We start from the raw sequence: 20,832 nt of genomic DNA, 5'->3' as shown, positions 1-20,832 counted from the left end.
CCCTCTTCCGCCCTTCGGGCACCCCCGCCTTCGCGGGGGCAGGCCCTTTGTTCCTCCCGCAAGGGGAGAAGGAAAAACATGTGGTCCCGGAGTTCGCGGCAGGGCCGGAACTTACCAGACCACCTCAGCCATCGTGCAGTTCAAGCCCGAGCCAATACCCATCAGCGCGACACGGTCGCCCTTCTTGAGCTTGCCCAGCTGACGCAGCTTGCTCAGCACGATCGGCACCGAAGCCGGGCCGATGTTGCCGTGCTCACCAAAGATGGTCATCACCTTCTTCGGGTCGATGCCGAAGGCCTTGATGAAGGCATTGGTGTGCGGCTGGCTGACCTGGTGGATCACGAACTGGTCGATCTCCTCCACCGCCCAGCCCAGCGCCACGCGCGTGGCCTCGAAAGTCTTGGTGGCCAGTTTGATGCCTTCGATCAGCAGCATGCGGGTGTCGGTGACCATGCGGTCCAGGTTGCCCACGCACAGCTTGTTCCACTGGTTGGCTGCTCGGGTCACACCGCCCTTGTAGCGCGGGGCGTCCGGCACCAGCTCCGAGCGCGCCATCACCATTGCTGCCGCACCGGAACCGGTGGTCAGCGCAGCGACTTCGTCACGCATCTGCTGGGCGGTGATGTCCGGGGACATCATGCGTTCCAGGGTCTTTTCATAGACCAGGTTGGAGGTTTCGCCGTCGACGATCAACGCATAGTCGATGTCGCCGCGCTCCAACATCAGCGCCGCCATGTCCATGCCATTGATGAAGGCAAGGCAGGCGTTGGCGATGTCGAAGGTGACGCACTCTTCGCCGATGCCCAGGTTGCCGGACACGATGGAAGCGGTGGACGGCTCCAGGTAATCACGGCTGACCGAGGTATTGATCAGCAGGCCAACCTTGTCGGCAGTGATGCCGGCATCTTCCAGTGCCTTGCGGCCGGCCATGGTGGCGGCGTCCGAGGCCTGTGTACCCTGGTCCCAAAGGCGGCGCGCATGAATGCCGGCGATGTCGCCAAGCACGTCGGCACGAATGCCCAGGCGTTCCAGCGTGGGCTGGAGCCGCTCGTTGATTTCCTTTGAGGTCAGCGTATGCGGCGCATCAATATGCGCCAGTCCCGCGATCGAGACGTTTTGAAAAGGCATCAGAAAGCGCCAAGACTCAGGCGAAGGGGTCGCCATTCTAGCGCCTGCGCCTTTTTACCGCATCTTTACAAATCGGCGGCCCGGCGTATGGAGCCGCCGGGGCCGTAAGACAGCCTGAAACTCAGCGCGGCGGGCACTGGAAGGCGGCAAAGCGCTGGCTGCCATCAGCCGGCAGTCCTGCAGCCTGCACCGCATTGGCGCCGGCACTGGGGGCTTCGTTGCGGGCCAAGGTTTCCAATTCTTCCTGCACGCGCAGCGGGTTGCGGTTGTAGAAGCCGACCTTGCTCTTTACCGACACCACGATCTCGCCCTTGGTCACGCAACCCGGTGCCACCGGACCGGCTGGCAATACGCGCACGGTTTTGCCGCTGGATTCAATCGGCACCCAGGTGCAGGCGGCGGTGCTGGCGATCAGGGCGGACAAAAGCAGGACGCGCATGGACTATTCCTTGTGAAGATCAGCAGGGATTGTGCCGGGAATGGATGAACAGGTGGTGATCCCTGTGATTTGTTGCGGCAATGTAGTGCCGAGCCATGCTCGGCAAGGGGCTTTACAAGCGGAAGCTGCCCTCACCCCAACCCCCGCTCCACGCCCCGGCCCTTGCGCTAGCGCAAGGGCGTTCGATGGGCAGCGAACCGTTGGTTCGCAAGCTGCCCCTCTCACCCCACATGCGGGAGAGGGGCTCAAGACAAAAACTACCCCTCCCCAGCCCTCCCCTTCGCTGCGCGAAAGGGAGGGGGCGCAAGCGTAGTGCCGAGCCATGCTCGGCAGGGGCTTTACCAGCCAAAGCTAAAAGCTGCCCTCACCCCAGCCCCTCTCCCGTAAACGGGAGAGGGGCTCAAGAAGCCTTCGTTTCGCCCACCGTAGTGCCGAGCCATGCTCGGCAGGGGCTTTACCGGCCAAAGCTAAAAGCTGCCCTCACCCCAACCCCCGCTCCGCGCCCCGGCCCTTGCGCTGACGCAAGGGCGTTCGATGGGCAGCGAACCGTTGGTTCGCAAGCTGCCCCTCTCACCCCGTATACGGGAGAGGGGCTTAGGCGAAAGCGGCGGGCTGCGCCCTGCCGCTTACTTCTTCTCCACCGGCTTGCCGTCGGCGTCGATCACCGTCACTTCGCCCAGCTTCAGGGCTCGTACCGGGGCTTCGGTCTGCTTCAGGTCGCCCACTACCACCCAGGTCAGCTTGGACGGATCCAGGGTCTTGGCTGCCTCGGCAACCTGCGCCGGGGTCATCGCTTCGATCTCGGCCTTGCGCTTGAACACGTAGTCGTCCGGACGGCCGTAACGCACGATGCCACCGATGGTGCTCATCACCGCCGATGCGGTTTCATAGGCACCTGGCAGGCTCAGCGTCTGGATGTTGCGGATGCGGTTGACCTCCGCCTCGGTCGGCGGACGCTGGCCGCTGGCGAACTGGCTGATTTCGGCGTTCATTTCCTTCATCGCCTCACCGGTCTTGTCGATCTGCACCGGTGCAACCGCCATCCACGGACGCTGGCCCAGTGCATTGGAGGCCGACGAACGCGCGCCGTAGGACCAATGCTTGTCCTCACGCAGGTTCATGTTCAGACGCGAGGTGAAGTCACCACCCAGCACGCCATTGGCGATGTCGAAGCGGGTGGTGCCCGAATCCATCGTCGAGGGCGCCACTTGACCTGCGAACAGGTTGGCCTGCACCGCGCCCGGCTGGTCGATCAGGAACACGCGCGATGCCTGCGGGCGGTCCACATTGGTCAGGGCCTCAACCTTCGGCCGTGCACCCTCGCCCTTCCAGTCACCAAAGCTGCGCTCCAGCAGCGGCACGAGGTCCTTCAAGGTGGTGTCGCCGACCACGATCAGGGTGGCGCCTTCCGGACGAATCCACTGCTTGTGGAAGGAGGTCAGGTCGTCGCGGGTCAGCGACTGGATTGCCGCTTCATTACCGCTGCCGGTGAACGGAATCGCATACGGGTGGCCAGCGCCGTACAGCAGCGGCGGCAGCACGCGCATCGCCACCGCGTTCGGCTGCGCCTTCTCCTGCTGGATGCCAGCAATCCAGGTGGCCTTGATGCGGTCGATCTCGCTCTGTTCGAAGCGCGGTGCACGCACCACGTCTGCGTACAGCGCCAGCGACGGCGCCAGGTTTTCCTTCAGTGCCGACAGGTACACGCTGGAACCATCCAGCGAAGCACCGGCGTTGACACTGGCACCCAGGCTTTCCACCGCATCGGCGAACGCCAGCGAGCCAAGCTGGCCAGCGCCTTCGTCCAGCATGCCCATGGTGAAGTTGGCGGTGCCCGGCTTGCGGCCACGGTCGGCGGTGAAGCCACCCGGGAACTCATAGCTGAACTGCACCACCGGAACATCATGGCGCTCGGCCAGCACCACCTGGGTGCCGTTCTTCAGCGTGGCGCGCTGCAGCTGCGGGAACTTCAGTTCCGGGAAGCTGGTGGTCTTGGGCACGCCGGCGCTGCGGTCGACCTGGCTCGGCAGGGTTTTGTACTTGCTGTCCACGGCCGGCACGTTGAACGGCGCCGGCTTGACCGATGGCAGCTCGGCCAAGGCAACGCGCTCGCCCGGCTCGACCACCAGGGTGTGGTCGCCCACGCCCAGCCACTTGGCACCGGCTGCCTTCACGTCTGCAGCAGAAGCGGCGTCCACATTGGCCAGCGAGGTGCGGAAGCAACCCGGGTTGCCTTCGTAGACGGCGCACTGTGCGAGCGCATCGGCCTTGCCACCGAAGCCACCAATACGTTCGATGCCACGCACGAAGCCGGCACGTGACTGCACCTTGGCGCGCTCCAGCTCATCGGCGGTCGGGCCTTCGGCGATCAGACGCTTCAGCTCTTCGTCGATGGCCTTTTCAACCTTGGCCGGGTCCACACCCTGCTTGACCGTCGCCATGATCAGGAAGTTGGAACCGAGCTGCGAGGCATCGGTCATCGCGCTGATGTTGTCGACCAGCTTGTCCTTGTGCAGCAGGCGCTGGTCCAGACGCGAGGACTTGGCGCCGCCCAGCACGTAGGAGAACAGGTCGAGCTGATCGATATCGGTGGTGCCAACCTGGGCCACGTTCCAGGCACGGTAGATACGCGCCTGCGGCACCTTGTCGGTCATCACTTCGCGGGTGGTAGCAGGGCGCTGCGCAACGTTCACCGCCGGCTGCGCCATGGTCGGGCCGGCCGGAATGTCGCCGAAGAACTTGGCGGCCTTTTCCTTGGCGGTGGCCACGTCGATATCACCGGCCAGCACCAGCACCGCATTGTTCGGGCCGTACCAGGTGTGGAACCAGGTTTTGACGTCGTCCAACGAGGCAGCGTTGAGGTCGTTCATCGAGCCGATCACGCCGTGGTGGTACGGGTGACCTGCCGGGTACATGGCGCGGGTCAGCTTGTCCCATACCTGGCCATAAGGCTGGTTCTCGCCTTGACGCTTTTCGTTCTGCACCACACCGCGCTGCTCATCCAGGGCGGCCTGATCGATGGCGCCGACCAGATGCCCCATGCGGTCCGACTCCATCCACAGCGCCATGTCCAACGCGGTGGTCGGCACGTTCTGGAAGTAATTGGTGCGGTCGGTATTGGTGGTGCCGTTCTGGTCGGTGGCGCCGACCTGCTTGAAGGGTTCGAAGAACTCGCCGTCGTGGTTTTCGCTGCGCTGGAACATCAAGTGTTCGAACAGATGCGCGAAGCCGGTGCGGCCGGCCGGTTCGTCCTTGGCACCAACGTGGTACCAGATGTTCACCGCGACGATCGGCGCCTTGCGATCGGTGTGAACCACCACGCGCAGGCCATTGGGCAGGGTGAACTCTTCATACGGAATGTCCACCGACGCAGCGGCGGCAGCCGGCTTGGCCTCCGCAACCAGCGGCACGCCAACAAATCCGCCGAGGGCGGCACTCAGGGCCAGGGTCAACAAGGCGGTACGGGGCATAGCTGCGTTCATTCCATTTCCCTTGGGTATGAAGGTGAACGCTGATCCTAACCGGGCGCCGTCACATCGGCATACGCCATGCGTCATGGGTACCGAAGCAGCTGTACCGGTGTCCGTCCGGTCACTGCGGGCGCGGCAGGTGTCCGGACAGCGGACACTTTCCATAAACAACAACTCTTTATTTATCAATCAGATGCGATTGGCACGCATCCTGCTGCCTATTACTCGCAGCCAGATCAATTCAGACGATAAATGACTGGTTGCTGAACAAATCAAAAAAAGCAAAGAAAGTTCTTGCACTACGAAATTCACTGTACTACCTTACTACCACACCACTGACCACACACACCAAACAGGTCCCGCCATGAACGCAAAGTCTCTCGCCCTTGCCATCGCCCTCGTCGCCAGCACCGGCTTTGTTTCTTCGGTCCAGGCTTCGGATATCGTCACCTTGGACACCGTGCAGGTTCGTCCTTCCGCTGACCAGCTGGTGCAGGCCCAGCACGAAGCCAACAGCAACATCCCGACCCTGGCTGCCGTGCAGGTCCGCCCGACCGTCGGCCAGATCGTCGAGCTGATGGCCGAACAGACCGCCAGCCAGCTGGCCTCCGCCAGCCCGGTCGCCATCGGCACCCGTGCCGGCAATTGGATGGTCTCGCTGCCGGCCATCACCGTCCGCCCGGACGTGGAGCTGGTGCAGTCCATGGCTGCAGAAGCTGCTGCTGAAGCCATCGGCAAGGTCGTCGCACAGGGCATGGTTTCCAACTAAGCCAGCCATGACGCGACACCCGGCGTAAACTGCGCCGATGACTTCTGCCCCTGTTTTCGATGTAGTGCTTTACCAGCCCGAGATCCCGCCGAACACCGGCAATGTGATCCGGCTCTGCGCCAACACCGGCGCGCGGCTGCACCTGATCGAGCCCTTGGGTTTCGACCTCAGTGACAAGCAGCTAAAGCGCGCCGGCCTGGACTATCACGAGTACGCACAGATGCAGGTCCATCCGGACCTGGAAACCGCCTTGGCGCGCATCGCCCCAAAGCGTTTGTTTGCATTGAGTACCCGCTCCAGCGTCCGCTATGACAGCGTGCAGTTCGCCGATGGCGATGCCTTCCTGTTCGGCCCGGAAACCCGCGGCCTGCCGCAGGACCTGCTTGATTCCCTGCCGGATGGCCATCGTCTGCGCCTGCCGATGCAGCCCAACAACCGCAGCCTGAACCTGTCCAACTCGGTCGCAGTTGTGGTGTATGAGGCGTGGCGGCAGCAGGGTTTTCCTGGCGGGGCGTGAGTTGCGCCAGCTGGGTTTAGTTTTTTTGTGGGAGCGGCGTAAGCCGCGAAGCTGGCAATGCGTCGGCTGACGATTGATCGCCAAGAGCACCCCTCCCCAGCCCTCCCCTTGGCTGCGCCAAAGGGAGGGAGCGGAGCGGGTCGCTGCGATCTGACAGATTGCAGGCATGCACCCCCTCCCTTTGGCGCAGCCAAGGGGAGGGTTGGGGAGGGGTAACGCTTCTAGCTTCTAGCTTCTAGCTTCTAGCTTCTAGCTTCTAGCTCTTAGCTTCCGCAGCAACCCCAACCACACCCAACTCCCGCAACACCCGCAGCCGCTCACCATCGAGGGCAAGCACCTCCCCCAACACCTCAGCCGTGTGCTGCCCCAACACCGGCGCAGCCTGCTCATAACGCAACGGCGTTGCCGAGAACTTCAGCGGATTACGCACCATCGCCACGCTACCACCACCGGCATGTGGCAGTTCAATCCGCAAACCACGCGCCTTCACCTGCGGATCGGCAAACACCTGATCAATCCGGTTGACCGGATTGGCCGGCACCACCGCTTTCTCCAGCGCCGCCAACCATTCAGCTGCCGGCCGCGTACTCAGCACCTGCTGCAGATGCGGGACCAACAGTTCGCGGTTCGCAACCCGTGCGTTGTTGCTGGCATAGCGCGGATCGCGCGCAAGCTCGGACTCGCCAATTACTTCGCACAGACGTGCGAACTGGCCGTCGTTGCCCACTGCAAGCATGAAATAGCCATCGGCCGCCGGCATCACCTGGTACGGCACGATGTTCGGATGCGCCGTGCCCTGCCGGGTTGGCACCACGCCGCCAATCAGATAATTGGAGGCTTGGTTGGCCAGCCATGCGACCTGAGTATCCAGCAGCGCCAGATCGATCTGCTGACCAACGCCGGTGCGTTCGGCATGGCGCAACGCGGCCAGGATCGCCGTCGCCGCATACATGCCGGTCATCAGATCGGTCGCCGCCACACCTACTTTCTGCGGGCCAGCACCGGGCGCACCATCCGGTTCGCCGGTGACGCTCATCAAGCCGCCGATGGCCTGGATCGCCGCATCGTAGCCGGCGCGCTGCGCATACGGACCATCCTGGCCGTAGCCGGTGATCGAGCAATACACCAGCTTCGGGTTGATGGCCTGCAGGCTGGTGAAATCCAGCCCGTACTTCTTCAGGCCGCCGACCTTGTAGTTCTCCACCAGCACGTCGCAATGCATGACCAGCTCGCGCAGCAGCGCCTGCCCTTCCCCGGTGGTGAAATCAATCGCCACCGAGCGCTTGCCGCGGTTGGCGCACAGGTAGTACGCGGACTCGCTGCTGTCATTGCCGTCGGCGTCCTGTAGGTAGGGCGGGCCCCAACTGCGGGTGTCGTCACCCACGCCAGGGCGCTCGACCTTGATGACATCGGCGCCGAAATCGGCCAGCACCTGGGTGGCCCAGGGGCCGGCAAGGACGCGCGACAGGTCGAGAACGCGAACGCCGTCGAGCAGATTCATTTCGGCCACCAGGTTTTGCAGGCTTCGGGCAGCGCGGGCTGCCAGCCAATGGCGTGCTGGAAAGCCTCCGCCAGTGCAATCAGCGTAAGTTCGTCGCCGATATTGCCGATCAGCTGCATGCCGGCAGGCAACTCGCCCGCCGCTACCGGCAAGGGCACCGACAAAGCAGGATTGCCGGCCAGGTTGGCATAAGCCGTGAGATCGGCCTGGCTGGCCGGCGCCGGGGTACCGAAGGCGAATGCGCGCTGCGGCGCCGTCGGCATCACCAGCACGTCGCAGCGCGCCAGCCACTGTTGCAGCTGCACCTGCCCGCGATCGGCGAGCTGCGAGGCGGCAGCCAGTTCTGCAGCGCTGCGGCCTTCTGCCCAGGACATCAGTTTGACCAACAGCGGTGAGAATTTGCTGCGGTCGCCGGCCCAGGCATCGGCGTGTTCGACCAGCAGTTCGGCTTCGCTCATCAGCAGGCCGGCGCGACGTGCACGTGCCGACGCAAATGCCGGTGCCGGCAGCGGTTTCAGCTGATGGCCCAAGCCGACCAGCACGCGCAGGCCATCCTCGAATGCCGCCTGCACGTCGGGCGCGATATCGGTTGCATCGAACAGATCCACCACGCCAATGCGCAAACCCTCCGCATCCGGCGCTGTGTATTGGATGAAACGCGACTGCGCGCAGCCGGGATCGAAGCCGGACATCAACTGCAGCAATAGACGCAGATCGCGCGCCGAACGCGTCAACGGGCCGATGTGATCCAGCCGCCTGCACAGGGCAACGGAGCCACGCGTGCTGATCGCGCCCCAACTGGGCTTGAGCCCGACCACACCGCAATAGCTGGCCGGAATGCGCACCGAACCCATGGTGTCGGTGCCCAGCGCCGCCGCGCACAAGCCTGCGGCCACCGCCGCACCGCTGCCGCCGCTGGAACCGCCCGGCGTATGCCCATGCCGATGCGGGTTGTGGCAGGCGCCATAGAACGGGTTGTCATTGTCGGCGCCCATCGCCGCTTCGTGCATGTTGAGCTTGCCGACGATCACAGCGCCTGCCGCGCGCAATGCGGCCACGGCCGGATTGTCGGCACTGGCCGGCGCGCTGTGGCGGCGGGTTTCCATGCCGGCGGTGGTGACCAAGCCCGCAACGTCGATATTGTCCTTGACCGCGATCGGCAGGCCTTCCAAAGGCCGCGCCAGGCCGCGCTGGCGGCGTTGCTGGGATTGCGCGGCTGCAGCCAGCGCAGCTTCCGGATCGACGTGGATATAGCTGTTGATCTGCGCCTGGCTGGCGGCGATTGCCGCCAGCTGCTGCTCGATCAGCTCTGTACAGCTGACTTCACCAGCGGCCAGCAAGGCCGCCTGCGCCGTCATATCCAAGCTCAACAACTGCGCATCGGCCTTGCTCACGCGGTTTTCCTCAAGCGAAACGTTTGTCGATCAGTCGCACCGGCTTCTGCCGTACCTCGATACCGGTCAGCGCCGCCAGTTCACCTGGGGCCGCCAGCACGATGCTCATTTCAACACCGAGCCGCTGGCGCAGCAACGCGGCGAACTCCGCGGCCAGCTGTGCGTCGTCCAGTGCACCACGGGTTTCCACGTGCACGGCCAGATCATCGCGGCCACCATCGTCGCGGCTGGCGACGCAGATGAACTCACCGGCGAACGATGCATGTTCTTCCAGCACCGGCGCCATCGCCTGCGGGAACACATTGATGCCGCGGATCTTGACCATGTTGTCGCTGCGGCCGAGGAAGCCCTCGATGCGACGCAGGTTCATGCCCAGCGGTGACGGCGTGGTCAGCACGCGAGTCACGTCGTGGGTGTTGAAGCGGATGATCGGGTAGATGTCGTCCTTGTACAGGCAGGTCACCACCATGTCGCCGGTGCCACCATCGGCCACCAGTTCACCGCTGTCCACGTCGAGGATTTCGACATACTGCGCGTCTTCCATCAGGTACAGACCGTCTTGGTCCGGGCCCTGCCCTGCAATCGCGCCGGTGTCACCCACGCCATACCAGTCATACAGTTCGACGCCACCCCAGGCCGCCGACAACGACTCGCGCGATTCGCGCCCCAAATGACCGCAGATCATCCGCACCGGGATATCCTTGCCCGGCACCAAGCCATTCTCGCGGGCCACGTCGGCCAGCTTCTTGATGTAGTCGGCAAAGCCAACAATCACGTTGGCGCCCATGTTCTTCATCAGCTGCACCTGCTGCGCCGAGCGCATCTCGATGCCGGTGCCGGCCGAACAGAACAGTGCCTGCGTGTAATGCGTCACCGCCTCACGCACATAGTGGCCGCCGTTGATCATGCCGTGGCCATACACCGAGTGCACCACGTCGCCGGGCTGCATGCCCTGCCAGCGGTACAGGCGGGCAAGCAGCAGGCTCTGCACTTCGCGCGAATGCGGCGAGAACACCAGCGGCTGCGGGCGACCGGTGGTGCCGGAGGTGGTGTGGAAGACCAGCGGCTTGTTGCCAGCGTCGGTGCCGTCCTGCCAGCCGTGGAAGTCGCCCAGCGGTGGGTTGGCCTCGACCGAGGCCATGATTTCGTGCTTGCCAAACACCGGCAGTTTGGTGATGTCGTCCAGGCTCTGGATGTCACCCGGGGTGATCCCGGCATTGCCCCACAGGCGCTGATAGAACGGAATCTGCCAGGCGCGGGCTACGCAGCGCAGGAACATCGCATTCTGCTCGGCGCGCAGTTCCTCGCGGCTGATGGTCTTGAACTTGTCGGTGAAGGCCTGGTCCAGCGGGAATTGCTGAAGCAGCTCCTTGACATCGAAGGATTCGAAATAGGTGGCGTAGGTCATGGGGTCTCGACAATCAGCAGGTCGACCAGCTTTCTGACATCGTCGATGTCCTGCAGATGGTCGAAGTGGGAGATCAGGGCAGCACGGTGGCCGGCATCGAAGGGAAGCGCGGCGTGGTCAAGGCAATGGTGGAACTTTTCCAGTTGCTGGGCGCGCGACAGCGGCCGTTGCGGTGAGCCGATGGCGGCATCGCGATGGTTGTGCAGCACGCTGCCGTCACGCAGGGTGACCGTCATCGATTGCGGCACCAGCGCGTTGGGATCGTCGCAGTCGTTCGGCACCAGGCGAACCTGGTTGGCGAACGCGGCCAGCTGCGCATCGGCGAGCTTGTCCGGCGCATAGGCGGACAAGCCGACCTTGCCATCGAGCAGCACGGTACCCAGCAGGAACGGCAGGCACAGCCGGGCGTAACTGGTTTCCATTGCGGGCTGATAGCTGCGGCCAACCAAGCGGCGCACCAGCGGCGGCGCCTGCAGTTCGATGCTGGCGACGTTGTCCAGCTTCAGCCCGTGCTGCTGGCGCAGCTCCATCAGCATGTCCTGCGCGGCATGCGCGGCGCCACCGGTGGGGAACACCTTGTGGCTCACGGAGAGTATCTGCGCTTCGCGCGCGGCCAGTTTCCGCAGCGACGGTCCGACGTCGAATTCGCCCTCGATCAGCGGCAGATAGCCGAAGGGCCCTTCCAGCATCTCGCGCGGCGCCGGGAAGCCATTGCGAGCCAGTTCCCAGCAGCTCAAGGCAGCGCGCGAGTTCAGTGCGACCTGCAAGGCCAGCGTCGGCGAGCCTTCCACATGCGCCTGCATGGTGCCGGACAGGTGGCTATAGGTCAGGCCGAGCGCGCGGCGAAGCAGTTCCTCGTCCGCACCATGCAGGTGGGCGATGCCAGCTGCTGCACCGAGTGCACCGCACATCGATGGCCGGAAGAAGCGCATAGCCGCGCGGCCGCTGATGCCAATCAGTGTTGCCACATCAACGGCAACATTGAGCGCGGTGATCAGGGCTTTGCCATCTACCGGAACACCATCGACGTTTGCCCGTTGCTCGGCAGCGGCAATCAAGGCCGATTGAATAACCGCCAATGGATGCACCACTGCCGGCATATGTACGCAATCAAATTCCTGGCTGTGGATCTGGTAGCCGTTGACCATCGCCGCACTGGCTGCAGGCAACGTTTCGCCGGTCACCCAGACCCGCGCGGCATTGCCCACACCATAGCTGGCGGCACTGCGGTGCACCGTCTGAGTCAGCGGCACCTGCGGACCGGAACCGGAAAGCCCCACGGCCGCCGAATCCATCACGAACACCTTCGTGGCCTCGATCGCCTCGGCGGAAAGGTCTTCAAAACGCAGCGTGCTTGCATGCTGCAACAGCGCTTCAGTCAATCGCATCAGGCCACCCGCGCCAACATGGCGTTCAAGGCGTCCAGACTGCCGCCATTGGCCAGCGCCTGCACCTGCCCAAAGAGGGGTTGCGCCAAGCCTGCGGATACGCCACCCCATTGCGCCAACGCAAGCGCCTTGGCCAGCACATCGTCGGCCGACATCGGGCATTCCGGGTCGCCCCAGGCATCGATGCGCTCGGCCTGCATGCTGCGGCCATCGGCCAACCACAGCTGCACGCTGGCGCCGTAGTGCGTTGGGAAACGCTGGCTGCAGGCTGCATCTTCGATCAGTTTGATGCGTTGCCGCCACGGCGCCAGCTCGGCATCGCTGCAGGCTTCGGCGGTGTAATGCTCAAGTTGCGGCCGGCCATTGACCAGGATCGAGGCCAGCGCGTGCTGCAGGCTGAATTTGGCCTCCAGCTCGGTCTGTGGCTGGGCGCGGTCGCAGAAGCGCAAGGCCTCGGCATAGGTGCGTACTTCGATGCGTTCAATCTGCGCGGCGTCAGTGGAATCGAGCTGCGCCAACGCTTCCAGCATCGCATCGATGGCCGGATGCGCATGCCGACACGCCGGCCACGGCTTCAGGCTGGTGCTGTGGATCAGCCAGTCCTCTTCGTCGGCAACCACCAGTTCCGGCACGGCATCCGGCGCGGTGGCGGCAAACAGACCCTGCTCACCTTCCAGTATCCTGCGCGGCCCACGCATGCCCGCCAGCGCCAACTGCGCCGCCAGCCAGCCACTGCGTGCGGCTTCAGCGTTATGCAATGACTTGGTCGGCACCGGCTCGTGGCGCATCTGCCACAGCCCGCCAGTACGGCTGCCGGCATTGCCCAGCGCATCAGCCACCGATTCGGCCGGCAGGCGCAGCACCGCTGCAGCCGCAGCGGCAGCGCCAAACGCGCCAGCGGTCGAAGTGGGATGCCAGTAGCGGTAATGCGCCTTGCCCAGCGCCCGGCCGACACAGATGGTAGCTTCGTAGCCGCGTACGATCGCGTCGAGCAGCGCCGTCGCATCCGCGCCTTCAGCCTGTGCCGCAGCCAGCGCGACCGGGATGACTACCGGGCCGGGATGCAGGATGGCAGCGCGGTGCACATCGTCCATTTCAAGCACATTGCCGAGCGCGGCATTGAGCAGCAAGGCATCGGCGGCACTGCGCCGGCCAGCACCCAGGGCGACCACATTGCCACTGGCCTGTGCCTGCACCACCGCGCGCAGCTGGTTGGCAATCGGGTAGCGCAAGGCCGCCAAAGCGCAACCCAGCCAATCCACCAACAGCAACGCGGCGCGGTGCCGGGCGGCGGTATCGACTGGCCGTTGCAGGCGCTGGGCGAGCTGTTCGGTAAGGCTGGCAGCAGGCGTGGTCATCGCGCGATGAGGTCTCGGTGCAGGCCCGCAACAGCGGGTTCGGGTGGTGGGAACGGCAAACGCGTAAAAAGAGCATAACCGAGTTTGTCCGGACATATCATATGATCCGTCTCCCGAACGCCGCAATCAGCCCCATGCCCCGAATTCTGGATGCCGACACTTTCTTCGATTACCTCGCGCAGGGACCCGAGGTCTACGCGCCCGGCTGTGCCGGCCATTCACTGCTGTTCGAACACTGGCTGCGCAGCGGCGCCGAGCGCTGCGGCGGGCTGCGCTTCACCGGCGTGCACATCCCCACCGTCAACACCTTCGATTTTGCCGGACTGCACCCGCAGGCCCGCCAGCGCACGATCTTCCTGAGCGGCGATCTGCGCAGTTCGTGGCTGGATGGCCGCGTCGACTACCTGCCGATGACCTATACCGCCACCTGGCGCTGGCTGCGCGAGAGCGTGGCGTTCGACACCGTGCTGGTGCAGGTGGCACCGCCGGACGAGGACGGCAACTGCTCGCTGGGCATTGCCTGTGACTTCACTCCGGCAGCCTGGCCGCGCGCGACCCGCATCCTGGCGCATATCAACCCGCGCATGCCGCGCACGCGCGGGCCATCCATTCCCTTGTCGCGTATCACCGCCGCCATCGAGCAGGATGCGCCGCTGCTGGCTATTCCCGATCCGCCTGCCGATGCCGCAATGGATTCGGTTGCGGCACAGGTCGCTACCCTGGTGGAGGATGGCGCGACACTGCAGCTTGGCCTGGGCCGCCTGCAATCGGCGGTGCTGCGCGCGGTGCGCGAGCGGCGCAATCTGCGCATCCACAGCGGCATGGTTTCCGATGGCCTGCTTGGCCTGCTCGAATCCGGCGCGCTGTCGGCAGCACCGGATGCTGTGGTGGCCGGCGTCGCGCTGGGTACACAGGCGCTGTACGACATCGCCCCGCGCAGCATCAGCTTCCGCGAAGTTGGCCACACCCACGACCACAACGTACTGGGCGGTATCCCGCGCCTGACCGCCATCAACAGCGCGTTGTCGGTGGACCTGCTGGGCCAGGTGAACGGCGAGTTCCTGTCTGGACGCCAACTGAGTGGTGTCGGCGGCCTGCCTGATTTCCTGCAAGGCGCTCGCCAATCGACCGCTGGTCGCGGCATCATTGCACTCCCTGCCAGTACCCCCAAGGGCGAAAGCAGGATCGTGCCGATGCTAGCCGCCGGTCCCGTAAGCCTCACCCGCGTAGATGCCGACTGCATCGTCAGCGAACATGGCGTAGCCGATCTACGCCATCTCGACGTCCATGCACGGGCCCAGGCCCTGATCGCCATCGCCGCACCCGAACACCGTGAACCCCTGCAGCGCAGCTGGCAGGAACTCTCGCTCAGACTTTGAACAAGGATCTGTACATATGACTGGTACGCGACGCAGCAAGCCCCGCTATGCCGAACTGGGCGACTTATTGCAGGCGGCAATCGAAAAGGGCGAGTACGCCGTTGGTACCTTGCTACCCACCGAGCTGGAGCTGTGCGAACGCTTCAGCGTCAGCCGCCACACCGCACGCGCGGCCTTGGCGCAGTTGATCAGCGCCGGCCTGGTGCAGCGCCGGCCCGGCGCTGGCACACGGGTGATCGCACAGAACTCGGCAATGCGTTACGAACACGAGATCGACACTGTCGACCTGCTGATGCAATACGGCAACAGCACCCGCCTGCAGGTGCTGGAGGCCGAGCGCAGGCTGGCCGACCCGCTGATGGCACAGCGCCTGGATATCCACGAAGGCAAGGAATACCTGCGCCTGCACTGCCTGCGCCTGGAAGAACAGAGCCGCGAACCGATCGCCGTCACCGAGATGCTGATCCCGGTGCGCACCGGTGTGCCGACCGAGAAGCTGCTGGAAGTGGCCGGCGCCGCGCGTGCGCTGGCCAAGTTCCTCGACCCGACCAAGCTGTCGCGGGTGGAGCAGGTATTCGACGCGGCCTCGTTCGAAGCGGCCGATGCCAAACTGCTGGACATCAAGAAGAGCGAGCCGGCAATGCGCGTGCAGCGCCGTTACCGTGATGCCAACGGTCGTCTGCTGCTGGTCGCGACCAGCCTGCATCCGCCGGGCCGGTTTGCGTACTCGATGGTGCTTTCGCGCAATCACCGCTGATCGAAGCCAACCACGTTTGCGCCACCCGAGACCCGATGTCAGATCCCTGTCATCGGGTTTCTTATATGCGAGGCCGCCAAAGAGGCAGCCCAGGTAAGCGCAGCGCACCCGGGGCATTTGGCGGCAGGCAGCAGGCGGCAACATCACCGACACCGATTCCCCGGGTGCGCTGCGCTTACCCGGGCTACACCGGCCGAGCAAAGCAGTCCCCTTCGGCAGCGGTCCAAGCCTCGCCTACTGAGCTGCCAATGCCCGCAATTCACAGCGGCGGCTTGACACCCCGCAGCCAAGAACTGACGCTTACGCCATGAGTATCGACCTTACCCCCCTTGATCTTCGAGAGCTCAACACTCTCATCCGCGCCGCACAGGACAGGCACAAAGCGCTCACCCAACGTCAACCTGCGGAAAAGGTCAGGCGCAAACTCACCGCATTGGCCAAGCAGACCGGCTATACGATCGAGGAACTGTTTGGCCCCGGCGCAGATGCCGTCGCAGCCAAGAGCAAGCCTGCCCGGCGCAAGGGGCCGAAGGTAAAACCGAAGTACCGCGACCCGGAAAACCGTTGGAACACCTGGACCGGGCGCGGCAAGATGCCGCTCTGGCTGGCCTCCAAGATCCGTTTCGGTCAGACCGCCACTGATTTCCTGATCCCCGGCGTGGCCAAACTCACCCCCTCGGAAAAGGTGCTCACCGGCAAGCGCAAGGTGTTCAAGGCGGGCTGAAAGCAGCGGACCAGCGATTGATGTCGCTCTTGTAGGAGCGCCGTCAGCCGCGAAGCTGGTGGAGATTGAACTGTAGGGTTGCGAGCGACGCAGCGGCTGCTGGTTTATCTGCTTCGCGGCTTACGCCGCTCCTACAACCGCAGCGCCGCTTCTGCGGCAATGCTTGTAACGCTCCTGCCGAGCATGGCTCGGCACTACAGGCTTACGCCTCTCCTGCAAATGGCTGGCGATGCACGGCTCTTGCCCCCTCCCTTTGCCGCGGGCAAGGGGAGGGCTGGGGAGGGGTGCAGTGCGCTGTTGATTTGCGGTTGATGCATCGGTTGTTTCGCGGCTTACGCCGCTCCTACGGCATTGCTTGTAAGGCCCCTGCCGAGCATGGCTCGGCACTACGCCTTTGCCCCTCTCCCGCGAGCGGGAGAGGGGTTGGGGTGAGGGCAGCCTTTCCCTGGCAATGCCTCTGCCGAGCGTGGCTCGGCACTACAGTTGCAGCATTGCCTGTAAGGCCCCTGCCGAGCATGGCTCGGCACTACAGGTTCACGCCGCTCCTGCAAACGCGCTGGGGGCGTCGACCAGCTGGTTGATTCGGCGCAAGGCGCTTTGCAGTTGGCGTCTATTGCCTGCCTGCCCCAATGACAGCCTGAAGCCGCGGCTGCGTTGTGCGCCGTCCGGCCTGAAGGCCGAAGAAGGCGATATAGCCAAACCCTGCAGTTGAGCGGCGCGCACAAACCCTGCATCGGTCCAAGGTTCGGGCACGCTGCACCAGGCGTGCAATCCAGCCGTCTGCACTTTCAATGCAGGCACCAGTAGATGTGCAGCCAGCGCGGTGCGCTCGCGTGCTTCTGCCAACACCTGATTCAACAATGCAGTCGCCGAACCATCCAGCAGCAGTTGGCTCACCAGCGCCATCACCAGCGGGTGGCCCATCAGACAGATCGAGCGCAACGCCGTCGCCAGCGCTTCGGCATGCTGCTCCGAAGGACATCGCACGAATGCCGTGCGCAAACCGGGGCTGATCGCCTTCGACAAGGTTGATACGTAATACACATGCGCCGGTGCCAACGCCGCAATCGGCGCTGGCTTTTCAACAGCATGATGCCAATACGGATCGTCCTCGATCGCCAGCAGATCCAATCGCTGCAGCACACGCGCCAACTCAACCCGACGCGGCGACGGAATTGTCAGCGCCGTCGGGTTATTGCAGGTGGGATTGAGGTAAACCACGCGTGCCCCACTCTGCCGCGAGGCACGCTCAAGCGCGTCCGGGCACATCCCTTCCGCATCGCCATCGACCGGCAGCAAGCGTCGTCCCAATGATCGTGCCGCCTGCAGAAGCCCCGGATACACAAGGTGATCGCAAAGAATCACCTCGCCTTCCTGGGTCTGGCTGATCAGGATCGAGGCCAGCGCCGACTGTGCACCTTCGGCAACCACCAGACCTGCATCGGCAATATCGCCCAGCATCGGCTGCAGCCAGCTGATCGCCGCATGCCGGTCGGTCGGGCTGCCACCGGCGAGGTGATACGTCATCAGGTTGGGCGCATTGCTGCGTGCAAGCACGGCGGCTGCACCGCGGCGCAAGGCATCGTTCAAAGCCAAGGCATCCGGCACCGGCGGCACGTTCATGCTCAGGTCCACCGGTTGGCCGAAGGCTGCTTTCGGCGGTGCGATGAAGCTGCCCTGCGGTCCGCGCGCTTCGATCAGTCCGCGTCTGCGTGCTTCATCGAAGGCGCGCGTAACAGTAGTCAGGTCGATGCCGAGCTGCTTGGCCAATGCGCGCTGCGATGGCAGGCGATGGCCGGGCACCAGCTCGCCGGTGTTCATGCTGCGCTCGATGCTGTTGACGATGCGCAGGTAGATCGGGCCATTACTGCGCAGCGCGCTGTCCATCCAGTTCATCGCCAAACCCCATGTTTAACGGCAAAAACTGCGACATCCTGTCGCACCATGTATGGACGATGTAGCCACGTATTGTTTACATCAGCGGCGGGTGCCTGCTCACAACCATCGGTCGGTTGGAGCGGGTGCCCGCTGTTTTTTTTGCGCGGACAAAACGTCCACGCATGCTGGCGCGCATGCAGACTCATCAGCAGCGGATCAAGGTTTGCCTTGCCAAGCGCAGTAACAGCCCACCGCCAGCAGTCCACGCGGGCGCACCGTCTGTCCATCGACCAGCTTGTCGAGGATGGGCTCGACAAAACTATTGGCCGAATTGCAGACCATGCCGATGCTGTAGGGGCCTGCGTAGGCCAGATGCCCTGCCCTGTCCCAGATCGCAACCGCAGGGCTGGCCGGGATATGTTCGGCGCCTTCAATCGTCGGCAGTTCCGTCAGACGACCACGCAGATACTCGGGCAGCTCACCTGTCGTGCCCGGGCGGCGCACCGCATAGAAATCAATGTTGGCGCGGCGGTACATGCTGATCAGGTAGCTCAGATGCGCGCCGGTTTCGCGGTTGCAGACCTTGCAGGCCGGGTCCCAGAAATGCACGACGCGGATGCGCCCGTTGGCGCCGGCCAGTTCCGGCGGCAGCTTGAGTTGGGTGTCGTCGAAGACGATGGCCTGCTCGGCGAACGTAGCCTGCTCGCTGAGGCCGAAGTACTGCCACAACGCTATCGCGATACCGGCCATCAGCACACAGCCGGCTGCAATCCACAGCCGCATCCCGCGCCTGCGCGGCGATGCGCCGTTGGGCGGGCTCACGAGGCGGCGTCCGCGCCGAACTTGTGCTCGTACTGTTCCAGCATCTCGGCGCAGGAATCGGCCTGGGCGCGTCGGTAGATCTCGGTGCGCTCCGGTGCGCGGCTGCGTTGCAGGCACTGGTCGATGGCCGCGCGCTCACTGGCCTGCACATCGGCGGTCTGCGGCCGCGAGCAGACATAGACCAGCGACGCCAGCGCCAGCACCACGAAGCCGGCGCAGCCCAGCATCACCAGATGAAACTTCAGCTTGTCCCGACGCACAGCAGCTACCCGCATATCCATACAAGATATGCAATGTATCACTTTTGTATGGATATGACCGGAGGCCGGTTAAACGATCGCCTGCGTCCGCGTCTCAGGCGCAGCCGAGATGACCTCGGTCAGCTTGGTCAAAGCCACCGCCAGGCTGTGCTGGTCCACCGCCCCGCCCAGGGACAGGCGGATGGCATTGCCGGCCTGCTCCTCGATGCTGAAGGCCTCCGAGCTGGCGATGCCCAGGCCCTGCGCCTGCGCGGCCTGGATCAACCGGTACTGGTCCAGCCTTGGCGGCAGCGGCAACCACACATGCAGGCCGGACGGGTGCGCCTGATAGGGCTTGGGCAGGATGCGCGCGGCGATCTGCTGGCGCTGGCGCAGCTCCTGCTGGAAGCGGCGCACCATCTCATCGGCCTGGCCGCTGCGGATCCAATGCGAGGCCACCGCCACCATCGACTGGGTCGGCATCAGCGCGATGGAGCGCAGGGCGTCCAGCAGCGGCTCCATCGGCTCGCCCGGCGGCACCACCAGATAGGCGGTGCGCAGGCCCGGCGCGAGGCACTTGGACAGGGTGGACACGTAATAGACCGGGGCGTCCGGGTGGCTATCCACCGCCAGCGGCGGCGCCGCGTCGGCGGCCAGCAACCAGTACGGATCGTCCTCGACCACCGCCACGCCATGGCGGCGCGCAATCGCCAGGATGGCGGCGCGACGGGCCTGCGACATGGTCGCGGTGGTCGGGTTCTGGATGGTCGGGATCAGGTAGATCAGGCTGAGTTTGCGCTGCTGGCAGGCGGCTTCCAGCGCGTCAGGCAGCATGCCTTCGGCGTCCATGGCGATGGAGACGATGCCCCGCTGCAGCACGCGTGCGGCGGCCAGCAGGCCCGGATAGGTCAGCTGTTCGGCGGCGATCAGGTCACCCGGCTGGGTCTTGGCCAGCACGATGGCGCATAGCGCGGCCTGCGCGCCGGGGCAGATCACCACCCGCTCGGCGGAGACGCTGCCGAGGATCGGCGCCAGCCACTGCACGGCGGCGGCGCGGTCATCGCGGGAGCCGGCGCCGACGTGGTAACTCATCAACTCGCCCTGCCCCAGCTGCTGGCTGAGCTGCTGGAAGCCGCGCTCCATGCTCTGCGCGAACGGGCTGCTGCCCAGCAACGGCGGGATGTTCATGCTCAGGTCCACCGAGGTGGTGCTGTTGCCGGCCGACATGGCGATGAAGGTGCCGCCGGCGCCCTGCGCATCGAGCAGGTCGGACTGGCGCAGCTCGGCGTAGGCGCGGGTGACCGTGGTCAGGTCCACGCCCATCAGCTGGGCCAGGTCGCGCTGCGGCGGCAGGCGATCGCCGGGCTGCAGCACGCCATCGTCCACGGCATCGCGTACCTGCTGGGCGATCTGCAGGTAGAGCGGACCGGCGCCCTCGGCGAAGGGACGGACCCAGGTCCGGTTGGGCTTTTTCAGGCGTCGGCCTGCGGTTGGCTGCTGCATCGGGTGAACCTTCCCTGCTTTGTACGTGCACCAACCCATACAATGATGTATCTTGTATGGACTTGACTGGATCGGCAATCCTTTTGTAGGCACCGCCGTACGGACAGTGTAGCCGCTCCCGGCCCATGCGCCGGGCATCGGCGGTCCCCGCTCAAGAG

The 20,832-nt window shown here is 64.6% G+C and carries 17 protein-coding genes; 5 read left to right on the top strand and 12 right to left on the bottom strand.

The annotated features are described in order from the left end of the window. Window positions 1-111: 111 nt before the first annotated feature. From ACVOLL_RS07970 to ACVOLL_RS07960, 3 genes are all read right to left on the bottom strand, one after another. Complete coding sequence (locus ACVOLL_RS07970) at window positions 112-1,128, bottom strand: 3-oxoacyl-ACP synthase III (protein WP_481512407.1); 1,017 nt, start codon at window positions 1,126-1,128, stop codon at window positions 112-114. A 121-nt stretch (window positions 1,129-1,249) separates the two neighbouring features. Then, complete coding sequence (locus ACVOLL_RS07965; protein ID WP_481512406.1) at window positions 1,250-1,567, bottom strand: DUF4156 domain-containing protein; 318 nt, start codon at window positions 1,565-1,567, stop codon at window positions 1,250-1,252. A gap of 626 nt (window positions 1,568-2,193) precedes the next feature. Further along, window positions 2,194-5,037, bottom strand: coding sequence for a M16 family metallopeptidase (locus ACVOLL_RS07960; RefSeq protein WP_481512405.1), 2,844 nt, complete (start codon window positions 5,035-5,037; stop codon window positions 2,194-2,196). 364 nt (window positions 5,038-5,401) lie between these two features. On the opposite strand from ACVOLL_RS07960, the gene ACVOLL_RS07955 reads away from it, so the two are divergent. Continuing rightward, window positions 5,402-5,806 carry a hypothetical protein gene (locus ACVOLL_RS07955; protein ID WP_481512404.1) on the top strand — a complete coding sequence of 135 codons (405 nt, stop codon included), beginning with the start codon at window positions 5,402-5,404 and terminating at the stop codon, window positions 5,804-5,806. A 37-nt stretch (window positions 5,807-5,843) separates the two neighbouring features. Continuing rightward, complete coding sequence (trmL, locus tag ACVOLL_RS07950; RefSeq protein ID WP_481512403.1) at window positions 5,844-6,323, top strand: tRNA (uridine(34)/cytosine(34)/5-carboxymethylaminomethyluridine(34)-2'-O)-methyltransferase TrmL; 480 nt, start codon at window positions 5,844-5,846, stop codon at window positions 6,321-6,323. A 256-nt stretch (window positions 6,324-6,579) separates the two neighbouring features. On the opposite strand, the gene ACVOLL_RS07945 is transcribed toward trmL, so the two are convergent. The 5 genes from ACVOLL_RS07945 to ACVOLL_RS07925 are packed head-to-tail and all read right to left on the bottom strand — an operon-like array spanning window position 6,580 to window position 13,372. Beyond that, the gene (locus tag ACVOLL_RS07945; RefSeq protein WP_481512402.1) at window positions 6,580-7,824 is read right to left on the bottom strand and encodes a CaiB/BaiF CoA transferase family protein; all 1,245 of its coding nucleotides are present in this window, start codon (window positions 7,822-7,824) and stop codon (window positions 6,580-6,582) included. Continuing rightward, window positions 7,821-9,218 carry an amidase gene (locus tag ACVOLL_RS07940; RefSeq protein ID WP_481512401.1) on the bottom strand — a complete coding sequence of 466 codons (1,398 nt, stop codon included), beginning with the start codon at window positions 9,216-9,218 and terminating at the stop codon, window positions 7,821-7,823. Before ACVOLL_RS07940 ends, ACVOLL_RS07945 begins: the two co-directional genes overlap by 4 nt. Window positions 9,219-9,228: 10 nt before the next feature. Then, on the bottom strand, window positions 9,229-10,626 hold the full coding sequence (locus ACVOLL_RS07935) for a phenylacetate--CoA ligase family protein (RefSeq protein ID WP_481512400.1): 1,398 nt from the start codon (window positions 10,624-10,626) through the stop codon (window positions 9,229-9,231). Next, window positions 10,623-12,014 (bottom strand): MmgE/PrpD family protein, encoded by a 1,392-nt coding sequence (locus ACVOLL_RS07930; RefSeq protein WP_481512399.1) that lies wholly within the window; start codon window positions 12,012-12,014, stop codon window positions 10,623-10,625. Before ACVOLL_RS07930 ends, ACVOLL_RS07935 begins: the two co-directional genes overlap by 4 nt. After that, window positions 12,014-13,372 (bottom strand): MmgE/PrpD family protein, encoded by a 1,359-nt coding sequence (locus ACVOLL_RS07925; RefSeq protein WP_481512398.1) that lies wholly within the window; start codon window positions 13,370-13,372, stop codon window positions 12,014-12,016. The genes ACVOLL_RS07930 and ACVOLL_RS07925 overlap by 1 nt, the downstream gene beginning before the upstream one ends. Window positions 13,373-13,506: 134 nt before the next feature. Between ACVOLL_RS07925 and ACVOLL_RS07920 the strand changes: the two genes are divergently transcribed. From ACVOLL_RS07920 to ACVOLL_RS07910, 3 genes are all read left to right on the top strand, one after another. Next, a complete protein-coding gene (locus ACVOLL_RS07920) occupies window positions 13,507-14,751 on the top strand; it encodes an acetyl-CoA hydrolase/transferase family protein (protein WP_481512397.1) in 1,245 nt (414 codons plus the stop codon). A gap of 16 nt (window positions 14,752-14,767) precedes the next feature. Further along, window positions 14,768-15,508: a GntR family transcriptional regulator gene (locus ACVOLL_RS07915; protein WP_481512396.1), complete on the top strand. Its 741-nt coding sequence runs from the start codon at window positions 14,768-14,770 to the stop codon at window positions 15,506-15,508. A 307-nt stretch (window positions 15,509-15,815) separates the two neighbouring features. Further along, on the top strand, window positions 15,816-16,232 hold the full coding sequence (locus tag ACVOLL_RS07910; RefSeq protein ID WP_481509160.1) for an H-NS histone family protein: 417 nt from the start codon (window positions 15,816-15,818) through the stop codon (window positions 16,230-16,232). 534 nt (window positions 16,233-16,766) lie between these two features. Here ACVOLL_RS07910 and ACVOLL_RS07905 read toward each other — a convergent pair. The 4 genes from ACVOLL_RS07905 to ACVOLL_RS07890 all read right to left on the bottom strand — a co-directional run bounded on the left by ACVOLL_RS07905 (window position 16,767) and on the right by ACVOLL_RS07890 (window position 20,674). Then, window positions 16,767-18,128: an aminotransferase-like domain-containing protein gene (locus ACVOLL_RS07905; protein ID WP_481512395.1), complete on the bottom strand. Its 1,362-nt coding sequence runs from the start codon at window positions 18,126-18,128 to the stop codon at window positions 16,767-16,769. A gap of 198 nt (window positions 18,129-18,326) precedes the next feature. Next, window positions 18,327-18,893, bottom strand: coding sequence for a DUF6436 domain-containing protein (locus ACVOLL_RS07900; protein ID WP_481512394.1), 567 nt, complete (start codon window positions 18,891-18,893; stop codon window positions 18,327-18,329). A 35-nt stretch (window positions 18,894-18,928) separates the two neighbouring features. Continuing rightward, window positions 18,929-19,213 (bottom strand): hypothetical protein, encoded by a 285-nt coding sequence (locus ACVOLL_RS07895; RefSeq protein ID WP_481512393.1) that lies wholly within the window; start codon window positions 19,211-19,213, stop codon window positions 18,929-18,931. A gap of 48 nt (window positions 19,214-19,261) precedes the next feature. Beyond that, window positions 19,262-20,674, bottom strand: coding sequence for an aminotransferase-like domain-containing protein (locus tag ACVOLL_RS07890; protein ID WP_481512392.1), 1,413 nt, complete (start codon window positions 20,672-20,674; stop codon window positions 19,262-19,264). Window positions 20,675-20,832 lie beyond the last annotated feature (158 nt).

Source organism: Stenotrophomonas sp. STEN035, from assembly GCF_056759935.1.
This window is presented reverse-complemented; position numbering and strand designations above follow the sequence as displayed.